The sequence below is a fragment of the Cytobacillus sp. Bac17 genome, from assembly GCF_024519925.1.
GTDB classification, from domain to species: Bacteria; Bacillota; Bacilli; order Bacillales; family Cytobacillaceae; genus Cytobacillus; species Cytobacillus pseudoceanisediminis.
Genome location: NZ_JALJRC010000033.1, coordinates 25,645 through 44,442, shown reverse-complemented (window position 1 = coordinate 44,442; position 18,798 = coordinate 25,645). Strand labels below are relative to the sequence as shown.

Sequence of the window (18,798 nt, the reverse complement as noted above, 5' to 3'; positions counted from 1 at the left end):
GACACGCGCTCACTGCTTAGCTTTTTATGTTGTCTACTTGACAGGGACAAGACCAGTTGAGGAGTTGATTATTTTAATGAGGACAGATATGCCCATTTACTTTCCCGCTCATCCTCCGACAGGCGATAGCGGTCATCCAGCAATTCGGCGAGAAGCTCATTTTTCTCAGCTGAATGAATAGAAAGTTTTTTAATATGTTCACGGCATTTTGCCAGAAATTCTGAATATCCCGTCCAGCTTTCATCAAATTGTTCATCCAGCTGTTTTTTTAGCATCCGGGTCAGCTTGGGGCTTGCGCCATTCGAGGTGACTGCGATTTGCAGCGGACCGCGTCTTACAGCTGCCGGAAAGATTGCATTTCCTTCTCCTGCATCATCGACAACACAGACAAGCTGATATAAATCAAGCGACCTCGCCAGCTGCTGGTTGGTTTCACGAATATTTGTGGCCAGAATCGATAAAAAAGCATCTTTAAAATCTTCAGGATGCGCCTCCCGCTGAATGAGCTCATACCCTCTTTGATGGGCAAGACAAATGATATCGTCGGTAAAATCAGGAGCAACAAAAGTGATATTGGCCCGTTCTCCATCAAGTGTTTTCGCTTTTCGAAAGGCAATTCTGCCGCCGCCTGCAATAACGATCTTCTTGTTGGTTAAATTAATGAATAACGGCTGCATTCACATTCACCTCTCCATTCGCTTTTTCAGCGACTAGATTCTGGATGGCCACATGTTTTCCTAAAGTATCAGTAAGGTTCACAGAGGATCCTGCTTTTATTTTCTTATTGACCTCTCTTACTACCTCACTTAATAAAAGCCCCGAGAATAATAGATAAGGAATGACGATAATCCTCCCTCTGGCCTCATTGCAAATGGAATCAAGTCCATCCTTGAAGGACGGCGCAGCAGCTGCCAAATAGCAGACTTGCACATTCCTTATACCAAGCCGCTGGCTGATTCCCCTTTTGATTGAGTTAAAGGATTGAAGAATTGAAGGGTCACTGCTTCCTCTCCCTACAATTAAAAGCGAATCATTAGAACGGATTGGCTGTGCTTCATCTGCCGCAAGTTCTGCAATTGCGTCAAGAATGCTGTCCTGGACTCCAAACGGATCCGCCATCCTTACAGTTATGGCCGGATGCTTTTTTATTAAAGGGGCAAGCGCTTCAGGGATATCCTGCTTAATATGACCCGCAGCCAGCAAAAATAGAGGCACAATCACAATTTCTTCCGCTCCCTCATGGACACAGTATTCAAATCCAGCCTCAATGTCTGGCTCTGTTAATTCAAGGAAACAAAGCTTTTGTATAGGAGCGTCTACCTTTTTCATGACACTCCTGATAAAAAAAGATGCTTCGGCAGCGCCTTTTTTAGAACGTGTGCCATGGCCGATGTATAGGACAGCTTTCATTTGGGGCCTCCTTTCCTTGATGGACTTTCTTCATACTGCTTAATCGTAACCTATCCATGCACCACAGGCAGATGAGGCGCAATTTCCTCTTCGAACCAATTAATTTTATGATGCATTTTTACAACTTCCCCAATGACAATCATGCTTGGATTCGAAATTTTTGCTTCTTTTACTTTGCTCTCGATATTGGCAAGCGTGCCCGTAACTGTCCGCTGATTTGAAAGAGTTCCCCAGTGTACGAGTGCAATTGGTGTTTGAGTGGATTTTCCGTTATGAATGAGATTTTTAACAATATTAGGCAAGTGGGAAAAACCCATATACACACAAATCGTGTCAACTGCATGTGCCAGGTGGGCCCACTGGTGTTCAGCTTCTTCGTTTCCGGCCTGATGTCCGGTGACAAAAGCGAAACTTTTGCTTAAGGTACGGTGTGTTACAGGAATTCCCGCATAAGCAGATGCCGCGATTCCTGCAGTCACTCCAGGTACAATTTCAAATGGCACATCATTATTGGCACACTCTTCTGCCTCTTCCCCGCCCCTGCCGAAAACAAATGGATCACCGCCTTTTAGCCGGCAAACCAGCAAACCTTTTTTTGCATATTTAACAAGCAGGTGATTGATGGTTTCCTGCTTCATGACGTGATGATTGGGAAGCTTGCCGCAATAGACGAGCTGCGCTTCTTTTTTTGCATGATTTAACAGCTCCCGGTTCACTAGACGATCATATAGAATGACATCTGCCTCCTGCAGGCAGCGCATTCCCTTAACAGTCATAAGTTCAGGATCTCCCGGGCCGGCACCTACTAAAAAAACTTTTCCCGTCATTCTCATGACCGCCCTTTCTGTAATATCTTATAATATATGCCTTTTAATGCTTTTCCTAAGCTAATAATCTAGTTGTTTTCTATAATACCATTTTTCGGGGTGAAATAGTAGGAATTATTTTTCAGAAAAGGAGTCTCCTATTAAAAAGAGACTCCCGGTTTTTATAGGATATTCTTCTCACGCAAATGTGTTAATATCTGCCCGACTGCTTCTTCTACTGTGTACTGGTCAGATCGGACCGTGATTTCAGGGTTTTCAGGTGCTTCATACGGGGAATCAATTCCTGTAAAATTCTTTATTTCCCCGCGCCGTGCTTTGGCATATAATTTCTTTGGGTCCCGCCGTTCACATTCTTCGAGCGGACAGTCGATGAAGACTTCAATAAATTCTCCTTCTTCAAACAGCGCCCTAACCGTTTCTCTGTCCGAACGGAATGGAGAGATAAAGGCAGTTGTGACGATCTTGCCGCTGTCCACAAACAGCTTCGCGACTTCCCCAATACGCCTGATATTTTCATTTCTGTCGGCTTCTGAAAAGCCAAGATCTTTATTTAAGCCGTGTCTGACATTGTCGCCATCCAGTACATATTCATTGATTCCCTGGCGAAACAGTTCGTGGGATACAGCATTTGCAATTGTTGATTTGCCTGAGCCTGATAGCCCGGTAAACCAAAGGACCACACTTCCATGGCCGTTCTGTGCCCGCCTGTCTTCCTTCGTAATCGCAGAGTCATGCCAGGTGATGTTTGTTGCCTTTGTCATTATATCCTCCCCTTATACCGTTTCTTTTTCTCTCATGCCTTCAATTAATACTTCGACTACCTCTTTGCGGCTGAAAGTGGAAGGCGGCAGCTCCCCGTTCCGGAGCATTTCCCTTACCTTTGTGCCGGATAGAATGACACGGTCTTCTTTGCTGTGAGGGCAGGTTTTATCAGATGCCATGCCTTCGCACTTATTGCAGTAAAAGCTGTGCTCAAAGAACAGCGGTTTGATGCCAAGCTCCTCTTCTGTAAAATGGCTGAAAATATGCTGCGCATCATATGTGCCATAATAATTGCCGACACCGGCATGGTCTCTGCCGACGATGAAGTGTGTGCAGCCGAAGTTTTTCCTTGCAATGGCATGGAAGATTGCTTCACGCGGCCCCGCATATCTCATTGCTGCGGGATAGACAGCCAGCTGGGTGCGCTCTTTTGGATAGTAATTTTCCAATAGGACCCGGTAGCTCTTAAGACGGACATCAGCAGGGATATCATCTGATTTTGTTTCCCCTACAAGCGGGTTCAAAAACAGTCCATCCACCGTTTCCAAAGCAGCTTTTTGGATGTATTCGTGTGCCCGGTGTACAGGGTTCCTTGTCTGGAAGCCAACCACTGTTTTCCAGCCTTTTTCTTCAAATAGTGCCCTTGTTTCTTTAGGCTCAAACCATACATCCTCCGCTACGCCTTTACCAGGTTTTTTAATCAGCGTTACCTCGCCTGCAGCATAAACCGGACCGCGTTCAAAAAGCCTTTTCACTCCTGGGTGTGCCAGCTCTTCCGTCTTGTAGACTTCGCTCGCTTCCTTGGTTAAGTCAGGCTCATACCATTCTGATACAGTGATGACTCCGTACACTTCACCTTCGTTTACCAGCTTAAACTTTTCACCGGCTGTGAGCTCTTTGGCTTTTTCCGCTGAAACCGGCAGTGTAACCGGAATGGACCAAATGGTTCCGTCTGCTAATCTCATTTTTTCAACAACAGATTCATAGTCTGCTTTTCCAAGGAAACCTGTCAGAGGACTGAATAAGCCAACACCTATAAGTTCCAGATCACTCAGTGCTATGGCATCTATTAAAATTTCTTTTTCAATTCCTGTCAGGTCATAATTTGGATTATAGTTTTGAATTAATTTTCCTCCATGAGGTTTCGGCAGAGCCATTCTTCATCAACCTTTCTTTTTCGGATTTACTTTTTTTCAGTAATCGGACTTGCAGCAGCTTGTGCCTGATTCATTAAGAATTTCACTCCGAATACGGAGATTAGAACACCGGCCATAGCAATCACCGGATATACATTTTGTTCAATGAGCAGCTGGATGAGCGTATAGGATAGGACCATCGATAATACCGGTGAAACAACCCATACAACTAATAGCTGAATGACGATGTCCTTCTTGAAGACTGATCGTCCCTGCTTTACAAATCCGATTCCGATGATGGAGGAAGTGGTGATTTGCGTTAAAGGGACAGGGATTCCAAAAACGGAAGCGATCGTAACAATTCCTGCTCCTGTTCCTGAAATGACACAGCCTTCTTCAAGACGGATTTTTGTAATTTTTTTGCCATTTGTTTCGAGGACATTTTTCCCCAGTAAAATGGCTCCTAAAGCAACAAACAGCCCTCCCCAGAAGATTCCGCTGCCAGTGCTCATAATGCCTGCACCAACAAGCGGGCCGACTGCATTGGCAACATTATTCATGCCTGCCGAGAATGCTTCAAACACGCCCATAAAAATGACGAGCATGGCTAAAATCGGAGCAGCCTTAGGCTTTTTAATCAGGTTCTGTACAAAGTTTCTCTTTAAAAATGCGGCTGCCGCTATGGCAATTAAAAAAGCAGCAAATGGAGTAATCAGCCAGAACATGACGATCCAGGCAAGCTTTCCGGCAAATACGGATTGGTAGACGATTCCAGCACCAACAACAGAACCGACTGTCACCTCACTGGTAGAGAGCGGGATGCCGAAAACATTTGCAAGAAACAGCGATAATGCGGCAGATGCAATCACAATCAGCGCGATGGCAACTGTGAAGGTCTCTTTAGGGACAATACCGCTTCCCATTGTTTTTACCACTTCTCCTCCGCCAAGCCATGCTCCGAAGAAAACGGCCAATCCGCAAAGAACAAGAGCTAAAATGCGGTTTTTTAGGACACCTGAACCATACGCGATCCCCATGGATGCTGCTGCTCCGCTTGCCCCGATATTCATGGCGAAAAATAAACCGACTGTGACCGCTATAATCGTAAGCATGGTATCATCCTCCCTCTAGCTCGTGTGAAGGCCACATTCCGTTTTGCCAGTCCCGGACCATCGTCCGGCACGGGAATCGCCATTTTCATCGACTGCCTGTGTACAGGGAAAACAACCGATGCTTGGATACCCATTGTCATGCAGGGTGTTGTATGGCAGGTTTTTTTCCCTGATATAGCCCCAAACTTCATCCCATGTCCAGTGAATCAGCGGGCAGATTTTGATATTCTTGAACTTTTCATCCCTGTTAAGGAATTGAGTATTCGCTCTTGTCGGCGACTGCTCCCTCCGAAGGCCAGAAATCCAGGCCTGCTTTGGTGTTAATGCTTCTCTTAATGGAATCACTTTGCGGATCTGGCAGCATGAATTGGGCTCCCTTTTCCAAAGAGCTGAACCATATTCTGCAGCCTGCTGGTCCAGTGTCAGCTTGGGCTCTTTCCGCTCAATCCGAAGCGTTGGGAAACGGGCCTCGATTTTATCAATGACTTCATAGGTTTCAAGGAAGTGGAGCCCTGTATCCAAAAAGACAATATGTGCATCAGGTTTGATTTCGTGTATTAAGTCAATCAGCACAATGGCTTCTGCCCCGAAACTCGATGCATAGACAATCTTGTCGTCAGGATAATTTTTATAGGCCCATTCCAATACATCGCGGGCGCCTTTTGATTTATCATCAATTCGGAATGCATCAGAGATCTGATTCCAATTTTCATATGTCACTGCAGTGCTCATCTTGCAGTACTCCTTTCACTTTCTTGAAAATTTTTTCTCAACCAAAAAAGGCAGTCTTCCCGCCTGAAAAAATCCTTCAGGAGGAAAAACAGCCTCTAGTTTGTCTAGTCAGCGCGCTTATTTGGTTGAAGACGAACCTTTTCGTTCTTCTCAAGTTGTATGACTTTGCCATCCTGGACGACCAATGTGATCGATCCGAATTTAATGCTCCCTAGCATCTGCTTCAAGTGAGCAGATAACTCTTCCCAGTCAGCCTGTTTCAGTGAGGCTCGCCTCCTTTATTTAGTCTAGGAAATTTTAAGTTTATTAGTTTATTTTTGGTGATGTTGAGATTAATCCTACCATACCCATAGGAATTGTCAACAACTTATTTAAATAAAATTATAAAAATCTGATAAATGGGCTTTTCTTCACTGAAAACTGTTAAACTTACTTGATTTTTTGGTAAAGTACCAGGTCTTTATGGAACTATCCACGCTGAATCACCCTTGGTTATTTGAGATATTCGTTTTGAAATGGCTATTATGCAGGATCTTTTGGTTCTTGTTTGAGATGTAGTATCTATTATGGGGATTGATGCAGTTTCTTTGAACTTTTGCTGGAGAAGCTGCATCGAACTTTGCGATTGACGCTAGTTATTTTGGTTCTTGTTTGAGATGTGATATCTATTATGGGGATTGGTGCATCATTTTATAACTTTTGCTGGAGAAGCGGCTATAACTTGAAGATTGACCCAAGTTTCTTTTGGACTTTGTCCAAAATGTTGTGTATATCCTGAGGATTAACGCATATTTTTTACTTTTGATAAAGATGCTTTAGGTTGACGCTGGTTGCTATTGCTTTAACCAGAGATACGCCATTCAGCTCATTAAGGCTTCCCTTAGGCTGGTTTTTGCATAAAAAACACCCCCGGCAATGGCCGGAGGTGAATCACTTTTACTCATCAGCTTCTTCACTTTGTCTTGTTGTCTGCTCAGGCAAAGTATCCCAGAAGCTTGTGTCAGCAGAATTGATTGAACCATCTGCTATGGCTTTTACTGCCGCATCGAGTGTCGTGATTGTTTGCTTGATGAGATAACCGTTGCTCTTTTGTCCAAGGGCATAAGGCTCATAGTTGTGGTCGGACATTCCGCGCATTTCAAAAAGCAGGGTAGAAATGTCGTAACGGACAGCAGCCCCGTTTCTGCCAATGTTTTCACCTGTTCCGCCGACATATTTTCCAATATGGCCCCAGCCTGTATGGTGAAGTGCATTAAACACTACTGAACCCAGCTTTTTGGATTTTTCAAGAACCTCAGGTTTTACGTTGCTGTTAGTTGGATAAAGAATGGATCCCGATACCAGCTTTCCTTCTGTTTCACTTAAGGTACCCTGATGATGAAGATCGATCATGTAATCAATTTTGTATTTTTGGAACACGTTTTCATGGAGTACACGTGCCTCAGGCTCCATTTCGCTTGTCTCTTTATCATGTTCCCGGTTCAAGTCCACACGATTTGCATTATAGCGGGTTAAATGGCGATCGCCATCGGCAAGATAATCGTCAAGTGAGAAGTTCACATCTCCCATTGCTCCATCCGCGTTCAGCATAGGTATCACAAGAATATTGACATCTTTAAGGACTCCGCCTGACTTGCCGGTGCCAAGGTGCTTAATAAACTCCAACGCTCCTTCAGTTGTCAGCTGCTCATTCCCGTGCTGCTGAGTCAGAAAAAGAATGGTCGGATTTTCAGGATTGGATATGTATTTTGCCATGTAAATATCACGGCCCTTTACTGTCTGGCCGATTACTTCAAGCTGCATGGCCTCCTGCTTGGCATCCTGCGTCTTCAAATATTCTGTTAAACTATCATATGTATGCAGAATGGAAGTCTGAATGGATCCATTGCCTGCGCCTGGACCATTTCCAACGGCACCTGCAGGCATCCCCACTGCTGTAACTGCACCTAAAGCCATTAAACCGGATAGTGATACAGAAAGAACTTTTTTCTTCAAAGTCATAAATACATACCCCCAAATTAATAGTTATCTTTCACTATTAATTCTAGTGAACTAATTTAAGAGTGATAATAGAGTATGATGCCTATTCTTTTGACAAATTTCGCATTCCGAAATAAGTATAAAATGAGGAGTTTACTAACAAATTATCGTGTAAAATTAATCCAAAATTACCATTTGAGAGACTAGATTACAAAAAATCCCTTTTTTTCAGGTGTAAAAAGAACTAAAAAGGACCGAACATAAAATGTCCGATCCTTCGTTCTAATTCAGGTCTGCCGGGTAGACTACACCAATTTGCCTCCGAGCTTCTTCAATAATCTCCATTGTTATCATCGAGTTAGCGTAGGAGTTGATATCAGATTCAGTCTTTCCAGCCTGAACCAAACGGATGAATTCCTTAGTTTCGTAATACATAGAATCACTTAATTGGTCCTGAGTGAGGTCCTCCCTCTCTCCATTCCGATAATGCAATTCAACCTTTTCAGGTGAACTTATTCTATCTATAACGATATTTCCCTCTTCCCCTTGAATTTCTGCAGGCAGACTGGAATCGGTTATTTTACTGTACATGATGACCGCATCCATGTCAGGGTATTTAAGGACCATGCTTCCTTCCCCGTCGACTCCAGATTCCAGCACATAGCCTGCTGCTTTAATCTCCACAGGTTTACCGAATAAAGCTACAAGCGGATACACACAGTAAATCCCGATGTCCATTAGTGAACCATTAGAAAAATCCGGATTGAATGCATTCAGCACAGTTCCCTGCCTGTATGCATCATAACGTGAAGAGTATTGGCAATAGCTTGCAAAATACCTGCGCACCTGTCCGATTTTATGAAGATTTTCTTTTACAGCCAAAAAATTAGGCATAAAGGCAGACTTTAGGGCTTCCATGAGAAGAACATTGTTTTCCCTGGCAGCAGCTATCATAGATTTAAGTTCCTTTGTATTTGAAGCAACCGGCTTTTCGCATAAGACATGAACATTATTTTTCATAAATAGGATGGACTGCTCAGCATGCAGGGAATTCGGGCTCGCAATATAGACCGCGTCGATTTCGCCGCTTGCGGCCATCGTCTTTAAATCAGTAAAAGTCCTCTCCACACCGTACTTGGCTGCAAATTCTTTTGCTTTCTCTTCTGTTCGTGAATAAACAGCTGTCAGCTGAAAATCTTCAACCTGCAGTGCCGCTTTTAAAAATCTTTCTGTAATCCAATTAGTGCCTACTATACCGAAACGAACCAATTCTATTCCTCCATTTTTTTGTATAAGATATCTTCATATAATGAAGGACAATTTGCTAAAAATCAACCGTTTGCCATTCTTCCAGGCAAATAGTTTTCATCGGTGTCCAGCCTCGGTAAACTGGGATGCGGCTTTTACCCGTACCCAAGGACGCCCATTTTCCCAATCTACTGTTATTGGTACACGGAATGTTTCTTCAAGGAGCGAATCTGTCAGCGTGTCTCTTTTTTTGCCTTGTGAAATGACGTTTCCTTTCTTCAGCAGCATGGCATGGGTTATCGAAGGAACAATTTCCTCGATATGATGGGTAACATAAATTATTGTGGGACCATCTTGATGAGCAGCCATTTTCTCAATCGAGCGAAGCAATTCTTCCTGCGAATAGATATCAAGCCCATTGCATGGTTCATCGAGAATAAGCAGCCTTGGTGAAGCCATTAAGGCTCTTGCAATCATGGCTTTTCGTTTTTCACCCTGTGAGAGGGATGTGAGGTTTTGATCCTGGACATGGCTAATATTGAACTGATGCATTAAGTCCTTTGCTTTTTCCAGGTCCTGCAGTGTTATTTCTTGATAAAGGCCTATAGAGGCAAATCTCCCGCTCAAGACAATTTCCAGGGCAGTTTCTGATGGACGGAATTGAAATTTATCGTCCAGGGATGTGCTAACCCAGCCGATGGATTTTCTAAGCTCCGGTATATTTGTCTTGCCATAAAGATTTCCTAATACTGAAACTTGCCCGCCATTTGGCCACAGATAGCCGGTAATCATCTTCAGAATCGTTGTTTTCCCTGATCCATTCAAGCCTAATAAGGCCCAATGTTCTCCTTTTCTGACATGCCATGAAACTTTGTTCAGTATCTGCTTTCCGTTTCTTTTCCAGCTTATCTCATCCAGTGAAATAATATTGCTGCTCTTCACATAACTCATTCATATCCTCCTTATCCTTTTATAACGGCCCAAAAACCTTAAAACTAAATAGAGCTGAAGACAGTAAAGACTTCCATAGCACCTGCTGGAAATCCTGTGTCTCAGCTCATCCTTTTAAAAATTACTTATTTTCTGCATCAATCATCCCGGAAGCAATACCAGCCCGGCGAAACTTTACAGCGTTTTTTTGATAAAATTCTGCCCCTGCTATGATACGCTCCTGCAGTTCCTCCTTCACCGGCTTTAAGGCTTTCGCAGGAACACCTGCTGCAAGGATGTTTTTCTCAATCACTTTATTTTCCCCTACTACTGCTCCTGCCGCAATGACTGCACCATTCTTAATGATGGCACCGTTAAGTATAATCGCTCCCATGCCGATCAGGGCACCATCTTCAATGGTACATCCATGAATCACACAATTATGGCCGATTGTGACATTCTGTCCAATGCTCACAGGGTAACCTTCATCGACATGAATCATCGTTCCCTCCTGAATATTGGTGCCCCTTCCGATTCTGATGGAATCATTGTCCCCGCGCAGGACAGAATTGAACCAAACGGACACATCAGCCTCCAGTTTTACATTGCCGATGATATAGGTGTTAGGTGCCAAATAGACGGTTTCATGAACGTCTGGCTTCAGTCCTTCAATATCTAAGATCAATTCCGGAACGCCTCCTTCTTATGAAGCTACAGTTTGATCTGAATCGCTCGCATTGTTTTTGCGCTTCTTAATCCACTTATTAATGAATGGATACAATATACTGATGATGGATAATACAATGAAGGTTAAGGCAATCGGCCTTGTGAAGAAGATGGAAATATCATTGTTCGACATCTGCATGGCCCTTCTGAACTGGTCTTCAGCAATGGGACCGAGCACAACGCCAAGCACGATAGGTGCCAGCGGAAATTTGGCATTTTCCAGATAGTAGCCGATAATTCCGAATACCAGCATCATAGCCACATCAAAAATCGAATTCCTGACTGCGAAAGTGCCAACAATACAAAAGAGAACGATAAGTGGTCCAATGATTGTGTAGGGCACTTGCAAAATTTTAGAGAATACCGAAATAAACGGCTTGGCAATGACTAAAATCAGCAAGTTGGCAACAAGAAGACCCATCAGGATGGTATAAATGAGCGAACCCTGTGTGGTAAACATCAAAGGCCCCGGCTGGATTCCATGCAGAATAAAGGCGCCAAGCAGTATGGCGGTTGTGGCGCTTCCCGGAATTCCCAGGGAAAGCAAAGGAACCATGGCACCCATTGCTGCTGCATTATTGGCAGACTCTGGTGCAGCTACCCCTTCTGGAATTCCAGTTCCAAATTCCTTTGATCTTTTTGACCACCTGGCAGCTTCACTGTAGCTGAGCATGGCTGCAGTAGTTGCACCTATTCCCGGAAGGATTCCAATAAATACACCTAATAAGGAGGAACGTCCAATGACGCCAGAAATTCGTTTCATGACATTCCAGTTTGGAAGTTCGGAACTCACTTTTTGCTTTGCATTCACCTTGTGGACCTGCTGAACTCTTCTCAGCACCTCTGATATAGCGAATAATCCAATCAGAACAGGAATGAAGTCAATACCCGACATTAACTGGCCTGAACCGAATGTAAATCTTGGCACACCAGTCATTGTATCGATGCCAATAGTGGCAATAAACAAACCGAAGGAAACACCAATGAATCCTTTAACCAGGTTGCCTGCACTCAAGGAAGCTACTACCGTCAGACCCATTAGAGCAAGCGCAAAATACTCCGGGGACGAAAATCTAAGCGCAAAAGAGGCGAGAAGCGGCGTCAAAAAGATTAATACCAGCGTTCCAAAAACACCCCCTGTGGCGGAACTGAAGATGGAAATGCCGAGGGCTTTCCCCCCTTCACCCTTCTTCGCCATGGGATACCCGTCGAAAACGGTTGCTACCGCTTCAGGTGTGCCTGGGGTTCTAAACAGAATAGCGCTTATAGACCCTGAAAAAACAGATGTGGCATAAATGGAGGTCAGCAGCAAAAATGCTGCAGCCGGATCCATTGCATAACTGACAGGAAGAAGAATAATGACCAGCATGGTTCCGCTTATACCCGGTATCCCTCCTCCAATGAAACCAAGCAGGACACCGACCATAAGAATGAAAAAATTAAAAGGCTGAAAAAGATTCCCAAAACCGCCTAAAAGTCCTTCTATCATTAAGTTCACCTCTTTTATTAAAGTTGGCTATTAATAAAACAGCAAGCTAAGTGAATAAAAAATCCCTGTTCCCCGCGGGAAAGGCAGATTCAATAAAATGGGAAACAGCACGATAGAACCGGCAGTTGCCAGAATACCTGTCAGCAGAGCCCGAATATAGCTTTTCATACCGAACAAAAGCGCCATCACAAAAATCCCCAGAATCGTTGCAGCAATAAAACCAACATAGCCAAGAATAAAAATATAGGTGGCAAGAACTGCAAACAAGAGGAAGAACTTTTTCGGATGAACGAGCTGCTCCTCATTATCTGCATCTGCTGAATCAATGTCATCTCCCTTTATATTCTCAACATTTTTCACCTTTAGAGCCCTCATCAGCAGGATAACTGATAGAATTAGCATCAGGATCATTAAAGCTGCCGGCCATGTTCCTGCAGAAATGATATTCCCTGTCCTATTTTCCACCTGGAGTGACATAACCAGAAAAAAAGACGAAAAGACTATCATGATAATCGAAAGATTTCGTTCCAGCTGCATCTCTTAGCCCCCCAAAATTCAGTAAGTTAATTGGAGGAGGCTGTGAGCCTCCCTGCCATTTTAATCACACTTTATTTCCTATCCACTTAAGAATATTTAAAGTCAGGCTTCCGTTTTTCCAAAAATGAACGCACGCCTTCCCGATAATCCTCTGAAAGAAACGATTCAATCACAAGCTCGGCTGTTTCAGGTGAATCTTCAATGGCCCCGGCAAGCACTTCATTAATGATTTTTTTTGAACCCCTGACTGACAGCTGAGCATTTCTGCAAATTAACTCTGCATATCTGACCGTTTCCTCTTTAATGGCTTCTGCAGGATATATCCGATCGATGAGACCAATCCGATACGCTTCCCCGGCATCCAGGAGCCTTCCTGTGTAAAGAATATCCTTGGCTTTCGCCGGGCCGACAAGATCTACAACATTTTTGGTTCCCGGTGTATTGTATACTAGGCCAAGCTTTGCTGGAGTAATGCCGAAATTGCCCTGTTCATCAGAGAATCTAAAATCACAGGCAACCGCAATTTCACATCCGCCGCCAACACAAAAGCCCTGTATCATGGCAATCGTTGGCTTAGATGCATTCATGATTGACTTTTCTGCTATCATCGTAGCCTTGTTATACTTTTCAGCGCCTTCTGCTGTATACCTTAATGTCTTAAATTCGCTGATATCTGCGCCTGCCGAAAAAGCAGCAGATCCAGTCCCTTTAAAAATGATTACTTTTACATTGGCATCATTTTCGCATTCCTCAATAAGCTGCGGAATCCTTAACCAGATTTCATAACTGAGGGCATTCCTTTTATCCGGCCGGTTGAAGCATATGAATGCAATTTCTCCTTCAACCTGAAGATAAACCGGTTCACTGTACGTCTTCTCCCTGCTGAATGCTTCCAGATTCTTAGACATATCACTAACGACCTTTCTGTTATTTTTTATTCAGGATGGGCTTTTCTTCCAAGGTCTTCACAGCTCCTGATTTTGTTAAATTTCTTATGGAATCTTCGTCATAGCCCAAACCATTCAACACTTCAATCGTGTCCTGTCCGAAGAGAGGAGAGGGGGTTTTCACCTCACCTGGAGTTTTTGAAAATTTTGCGGGAATGCCAATCATCTTCATTTTTCCGATTAATGGATGCTCCACTTCCTGAATCATGCCTCTTGCTTCATAATGCGGATCCTGAACCGCCTCTGCAAAGTTGTTGATTGGTCCCGCAGGCACCCCTGCTTTTTCACAGAGATCAATCCAATGTCTGGTATCTTGATGCATTAATACAGCCTCAATATCTTCTTCCAGTTCACTCACATGTTTGTTTCTCAATAAATTGGTTTTATAGCGCGGATCTGTCAGCCATTCAGGCTTTTCGGCAACATCTTCGCAAAATCTTTCCCATGTCCTTTGATTGGCACATCCAAGCATCATATAACCCGATTTTGTTTTAACCGCCTGGTATGGAGCAGACACACGGTGCCTCCAGCCGGTTGCTTCCGGTATCGTTCCTTCAGCAAAATAGGCCCCTGCCTCCCACGTAAACCATGGAAGCCCGATCTCAGCCAGGGCAATATCCACATGCTGTCCTTCCCCTGTCTTCATCTTATGGATAAAAGCTGCCAATATCGAATAGGCTGCAGTTATGCCTGCCCCGATATCATAAACGGCGATGCCTGATTTCATTGGCCGCATTCCTTTTTCTCCGGTCATGCTCATAAGCCCTGTCATCCCCTGGGCTACCAGATCGAACCCGCCCTTATGGGAATAAGGGCCAGTCTGGCCATAACCTGAAATAGAACAGTAGACTAGCCCAGGATTAATCTTCTTTAGGCTTTCAAAGTCAATGCCAAGTGATTTTGTTACTCCCGGGCGGTAATTTTCAACAACAACATCTGCTTCTTTAGCCAATTGATAGAAAATTTCTTTTCCTTCATTTGTTTTAAGGTTTAATGCTATGCTTTTTTTATTTCGGTTTATCTGAAAAAAGCAGGTAGATTCCCCGTTTACATAAGGGCCCATTTGGCGGGAATCGTCTCCGCCATTCACTTTCTCCACTTTCATGACTTCCGCACCGAGATCCGCAAGGACCATAGTGCAATACGGACCAGCCATGATTTGCGATGCATCAAGGACTTTCATTCCTTGTAATGGTCCCACTCAGAACACCCCATTTTGAAAATATTGTCTCAGAAGTGAGCCCGATGTGACCGGCAGCTGTTCATTTCTATACATTCATAATCTGTGCATGTTATAATAAAATCGATTTTCATGAGAATGGAGCATTTCTATTTTGGCGAGTGGAGATGCTCTTTTTTTATTCGCAGATCATATTCATTCCGCGTTCCAGATCGTTGCGCAGATGATTCTCTGCAGATTGGTAGACAGCTATCTCGTCCCGGGCTTTAAGAGCATGAAAGATTTGCCTATGTTCTTTAAGAATTTCTCTATTATGCTCGTTGTTTTTTAGGATATTGGCCCGGTATAGCAAAAGAAATGAACGTACTTGCTTAAGCAAGTGCACTGCCCGCCTGTTTGGGCTTGCATCCAAGAGCCGATCATGAAACTTAGCATTCCATTCAAGTAAAAGTAGATGGTTTCCTTCCAAAAAGGCATCTTCAGCTCTTTCAAGAATTTCTTCAATGCAATTCAGCCGCTCTTCTGTAATCGCTTTCAAAACAAGTCCCATTATTTGAGGTTCCAGCATAATGCGAGTTTCATATAAATCCTTAAAATCAGTTTCATCCAGTTTTACAATAGATAGCCCCAGCTGATCCTGAACCAGCAGTCCTTCTATTTGCAGCTGGCGCAGTGCTTCTCTTAACGGGGTCCGGCTTATATTATATTTTTCCGCCAGATGGGAAACATTGACCTTCTCACCAGGCTTTAATTGTCCTGACAAAATGGATTTTTTTATAATGTCATAGATTTGCTGATAAAGCGGCTGCGTAAATTTCAGGCCCTGCACCATCTTTGCCTATCCTCCTTTAAATGAATTATCTCTGCCTGTTGCTGTATACTGTGTGCTGTATCCTGGATACAGCTTCAAGGGCGATCATATCTGCCAGTCGGAATGGCAGTCAATAACCTGAACAAAATCTCTCAAGATTATATAAAACTAGTTTTACTTCGACAAAAATCTTCAGCAGCCTATCGAGCAAATCTATGAAAATCTATCATGAAGCTTGCAGGAGGCAAAAAGGCAGATATTCTGCCTTTCGGCAATTCTATTCAATCATTCTTTTAATAGAGAACCGTAAGTGTCGATTAGCTTTTTAAATTCGGCATTATACTCTTCTGAATTTAGCCAGCCATCCCGAAGGTGCAAGTAATTGGCTTTTTCATACTCTTTATAGTCCGGGCGATTTTTCGCTTCCTCAAGGGCTTTTTCAAGCACTGAAATGATTTCAGGCGGCGTATCCTTATGGACCATGAAGCCTCTGCCCTGGCCGTCTGTTACATCTATCCCCATTTCAGTTGATATCGGAACGTCCTCAAAACCTTCCATTTTCTCTTCAGTAAAGGCAATCATCATCTTAATATCTCCGCTTTCCAGCTGGGCAATCGATGGTCCAGGCTCCTCTGCAATGACATCGATATGTCCCCCGAGCAGTGCTGCTGTCATCTCTCCAGAACCTTCAAATGAGATATAATTAAACTTTGTTCCAGTGGCTTTTTCAAACTGTTTGACTACCAGTTCATCAAAGCCGGCTGAACCTGTACCGCCAATTGTGATCTCACCAGGTTTTTCCTTTGCCTTTGCGATAAGATCTTCAATATCCTTGAACTTGCCATCGCTTTTTACTTGGAGGGTCATGGTATCATTTTGGACCCTTCCGACAGAAGTTAATTTGCTCAAATCATTTTTTTCCACTCCTGCTGCAATATTTACGGGATGATTGGATGTTGCAGACCAGATGGTATAGCCATCAGCCGGCTGCCTTGCCACATGGTCAGCCGAATTAATCCCCGCCGCACCAGGCATATTCACAACATTTATGTTTACACCAAGAATATCTTTAAGTTCTTTTGCAATGGCCCTGGCAAAATTGTCACTCCCGCCGCCCGCGCCAAAGCCAACAATAATTTCAATCTGCCGCTCGGGAAAATTGCCGCTGCTTTTCTTTTCCTCCGAGCTTGCTCCCTGAGGTGAAGAATTACATGCCTGCAAAAAGAATACCAATGCAATTGCCAGAGACAAAAACGAAATCCTCTTTAATTTCATGTTAATTTTCCCCCATATTAAGAAAAGTTTTAAATTTCTGTAAATTAAAAGCGTATTATTCCCTATAAAACAACTTAGAATGAAGATTACTTAATCAGACATGGACCTATTCCTCGATCTGGATCGTCACCTCCCTGTTTCTGTCATGTTTCATTAAACTTCAATGCAATTTTTGTGCCGAAAAGCAAATAACTCGATTAACTTTTTTACCGGGAACCAAAATCGTAAGCGGTTTCAAATTAAATGGGACATTCACACTTTTAATGAATTTAAATTCTGAATTCCTTCCAATACACTTATCAATCATTTTTGTTCTCTTTTGAAACAAATTGTCCACTCTTCTGTTTCAATTTGAAACTTTTATTGTTTTCCTGGAGATTCTGCCCTTTCAATTGACTCCATCAGATAGTCGGCAACATGCTTTGTTTCAATCTGATCCTCCATTCCTTCACGATGAACCCCCAGTTTCATTTGGAGGAAACAGCCTGGATTGGCTGTTATTAGAACAGCTGATTCAGTTTCTTTGACTCTGGACATTTTCTTATCCAGTATTTCATTCGCAAGTTTTGGCTGCAATAAATTATAAATTCCGGCAGACCCGCAGCAATATTTCTTTTCAGGGAGATCCACATATTCCGAGTTTGGAATTTCCTTCACCAATTTAGCTGGAGCATCCTTCACCTTCATTACATATTGCAGATGGCAGGAAGGCTGATAGGTTACTCTTTCACCTCTGCCGGCAGTTTCAGGCATTTCTCCTTTTTCATATATGATCTCACTGATATCCCTTATTTTGGCAGAAAATACTTTAGCCCTCTCCAGCCAATGTTGATCCCCCCGGAATAAATCTGCATATTCCGCAAGTGCAGCACCGCATCCTCCGGCATTGGTAATAATATAATCCACATTTGCTTTTTCAAAAGCCTGAATATTCGCTTTGGCCATTTCAATGGCCCTGTCTTTTTTTCCGCTATGATGGTGGAGTGCTCCACAGCACATCTGCGCTTTAGGGGTTACCACATCAAATCCAGTCTTCGACAGCAGTTTAATGGAATTATCGTTTGTTTCTCTGAACATGACATCCATGATGCAGCCATGGAAAAAGGCTACCCGGCCCCTTGCTGCCTTTTCTTCATCAGCCCTCGGAGTAAACTCAGCATGATGTTTCCTCCCAGAAGGCGGTAAAATGGAAGGCGTGATTCTTTCCATTTGCCTCATCTGCTCTGGGAAGAATTTCAAAATGCCCAGTCCTCTACTTATATACTGAAGCCCGCTTTTTTGATAAAACCACAGAAGATTGCCAACAGTATTAAGCCTTTTTTGGTTGGCAAGAACATGGTCAAAGAAGTAATCTTTAAAAGTCCTTACCGGATATGCAGGTTTTTTAATATCTGTTTGTACAGGTGCTTCAGCCGCTGCTGCTATTCGCTCCTTGGCGAGCATGACGATATCAGGGACCTGAACATCAATAGGGCATGCATCCACACAGGCTGAGCAAAGCAGGCAGCGATCAAGCTGATCTTTGATTTCCTGATTTACGGGGATATTGCCCTCAATCAGACTTCTTGCCATCAATACTCTGCCCCTGGGACCATCAGCTTCCCTGCCTGTGATATCTAAGGTAGGACAAACATTGCGGCAGGCACCGCAGCGCACGCATGTTTGCATGGATTCCTTCGCCGTCAGCAATTTCATT

The 18,798-nt window shown here is 43.5% G+C and carries 19 protein-coding genes; all 19 read right to left on the bottom strand.

The annotated features are described in order from the left end of the window. Positions 1 to 68 precede the first annotated feature (68 nt). Positions 69 to 677, bottom strand: a complete 609-nt coding sequence (locus NR125_RS24790) for a precorrin-2 dehydrogenase/sirohydrochlorin ferrochelatase family protein (RefSeq protein WP_019382739.1) — start codon at positions 675 to 677, stop codon at positions 69 to 71. Beyond that, positions 658 to 1,431 carry a sirohydrochlorin chelatase gene (locus NR125_RS24785; RefSeq protein WP_256816316.1) on the bottom strand — a complete coding sequence of 258 codons (774 nt, stop codon included), beginning with the start codon at positions 1,429 to 1,431 and terminating at the stop codon, positions 658 to 660. The genes NR125_RS24790 and NR125_RS24785 overlap by 20 nt, the downstream gene beginning before the upstream one ends. Before the next feature lie 29 nt (positions 1,432 to 1,460). Beyond that, positions 1,461 to 2,237, bottom strand: a complete 777-nt coding sequence (gene cobA, locus NR125_RS24780) for a uroporphyrinogen-III C-methyltransferase (RefSeq protein WP_256816308.1) — start codon at positions 2,235 to 2,237, stop codon at positions 1,461 to 1,463. Between the two features lie 161 nt (positions 2,238 to 2,398). Beyond that, positions 2,399 to 2,998: an adenylyl-sulfate kinase gene (cysC, locus tag NR125_RS24775; protein ID WP_009334411.1), complete on the bottom strand. Its 600-nt coding sequence runs from the start codon at positions 2,996 to 2,998 to the stop codon at positions 2,399 to 2,401. Positions 2,999 to 3,010: 12 nt separating this feature from the next. Further along, entirely contained in the window at positions 3,011 to 4,156 is a 1,146-nt protein-coding gene (gene sat, locus NR125_RS24770; RefSeq protein WP_009334410.1) for a sulfate adenylyltransferase, read from the bottom strand. Between the two features lie 26 nt (positions 4,157 to 4,182). Then, complete coding sequence (locus tag NR125_RS24765) at positions 4,183 to 5,247, bottom strand: sulfate permease (RefSeq protein ID WP_256816307.1); 1,065 nt, start codon at positions 5,245 to 5,247, stop codon at positions 4,183 to 4,185. 15 nt (positions 5,248 to 5,262) lie between these two features. Beyond that, a complete protein-coding gene (locus NR125_RS24760) occupies positions 5,263 to 5,979 on the bottom strand; it encodes a phosphoadenylyl-sulfate reductase (RefSeq protein ID WP_009334408.1) in 717 nt (238 codons plus the stop codon). Positions 5,980 to 6,083: 104 nt separating this feature from the next. Further along, positions 6,084 to 6,206, bottom strand: a complete 123-nt coding sequence (locus tag NR125_RS24755) for a YezD family protein (RefSeq protein WP_372675480.1) — start codon at positions 6,204 to 6,206, stop codon at positions 6,084 to 6,086. A gap of 709 nt (positions 6,207 to 6,915) precedes the next feature. Then, complete coding sequence (locus NR125_RS24750) at positions 6,916 to 7,980, bottom strand: M14 family zinc carboxypeptidase (RefSeq protein ID WP_009334407.1); 1,065 nt, start codon at positions 7,978 to 7,980, stop codon at positions 6,916 to 6,918. Positions 7,981 to 8,241: 261 nt separating this feature from the next. Then, positions 8,242 to 9,228 (bottom strand): Gfo/Idh/MocA family protein, encoded by a 987-nt coding sequence (locus NR125_RS24745; RefSeq protein WP_256816306.1) that lies wholly within the window; start codon positions 9,226 to 9,228, stop codon positions 8,242 to 8,244. 96 nt (positions 9,229 to 9,324) lie between these two features. Then, complete coding sequence (locus NR125_RS24740; RefSeq protein ID WP_019383101.1) at positions 9,325 to 10,158, bottom strand: ABC transporter ATP-binding protein; 834 nt, start codon at positions 10,156 to 10,158, stop codon at positions 9,325 to 9,327. A 121-nt stretch (positions 10,159 to 10,279) separates the two neighbouring features. Next, positions 10,280 to 10,822, bottom strand: coding sequence for a gamma carbonic anhydrase family protein (locus tag NR125_RS24735; RefSeq protein WP_256816305.1), 543 nt, complete (start codon positions 10,820 to 10,822; stop codon positions 10,280 to 10,282). An 18-nt stretch (positions 10,823 to 10,840) separates the two neighbouring features. Continuing rightward, a complete protein-coding gene (locus NR125_RS24730) occupies positions 10,841 to 12,352 on the bottom strand; it encodes a tripartite tricarboxylate transporter permease (protein ID WP_009334403.1) in 1,512 nt (503 codons plus the stop codon). A gap of 30 nt (positions 12,353 to 12,382) precedes the next feature. Continuing rightward, positions 12,383 to 12,889, bottom strand: a complete 507-nt coding sequence (locus NR125_RS24725; protein WP_256816304.1) for a tripartite tricarboxylate transporter TctB family protein — start codon at positions 12,887 to 12,889, stop codon at positions 12,383 to 12,385. A gap of 86 nt (positions 12,890 to 12,975) precedes the next feature. Next, the gene (locus NR125_RS24720; protein WP_009334401.1) at positions 12,976 to 13,797 is read right to left on the bottom strand and encodes an enoyl-CoA hydratase-related protein; all 822 of its coding nucleotides are present in this window, start codon (positions 13,795 to 13,797) and stop codon (positions 12,976 to 12,978) included. 19 nt (positions 13,798 to 13,816) lie between these two features. Further along, positions 13,817 to 15,037 carry a CaiB/BaiF CoA transferase family protein gene (locus NR125_RS24715; RefSeq protein ID WP_019383105.1) on the bottom strand — a complete coding sequence of 407 codons (1,221 nt, stop codon included), beginning with the start codon at positions 15,035 to 15,037 and terminating at the stop codon, positions 13,817 to 13,819. A gap of 157 nt (positions 15,038 to 15,194) precedes the next feature. After that, positions 15,195 to 15,848 carry a GntR family transcriptional regulator gene (locus tag NR125_RS24710; RefSeq protein WP_009334399.1) on the bottom strand — a complete coding sequence of 218 codons (654 nt, stop codon included), beginning with the start codon at positions 15,846 to 15,848 and terminating at the stop codon, positions 15,195 to 15,197. Between the two features lie 264 nt (positions 15,849 to 16,112). Further along, positions 16,113 to 17,102 (bottom strand): tripartite tricarboxylate transporter substrate binding protein, encoded by a 990-nt coding sequence (locus tag NR125_RS24705; RefSeq protein ID WP_256816303.1) that lies wholly within the window; start codon positions 17,100 to 17,102, stop codon positions 16,113 to 16,115. A gap of 360 nt (positions 17,103 to 17,462) precedes the next feature. Beyond that, positions 17,463 to 18,797 carry a (Fe-S)-binding protein gene (locus tag NR125_RS24700; RefSeq protein ID WP_009334397.1) on the bottom strand — a complete coding sequence of 445 codons (1,335 nt, stop codon included), beginning with the start codon at positions 18,795 to 18,797 and terminating at the stop codon, positions 17,463 to 17,465. Position 18,798 lies beyond the last annotated feature (1 nt).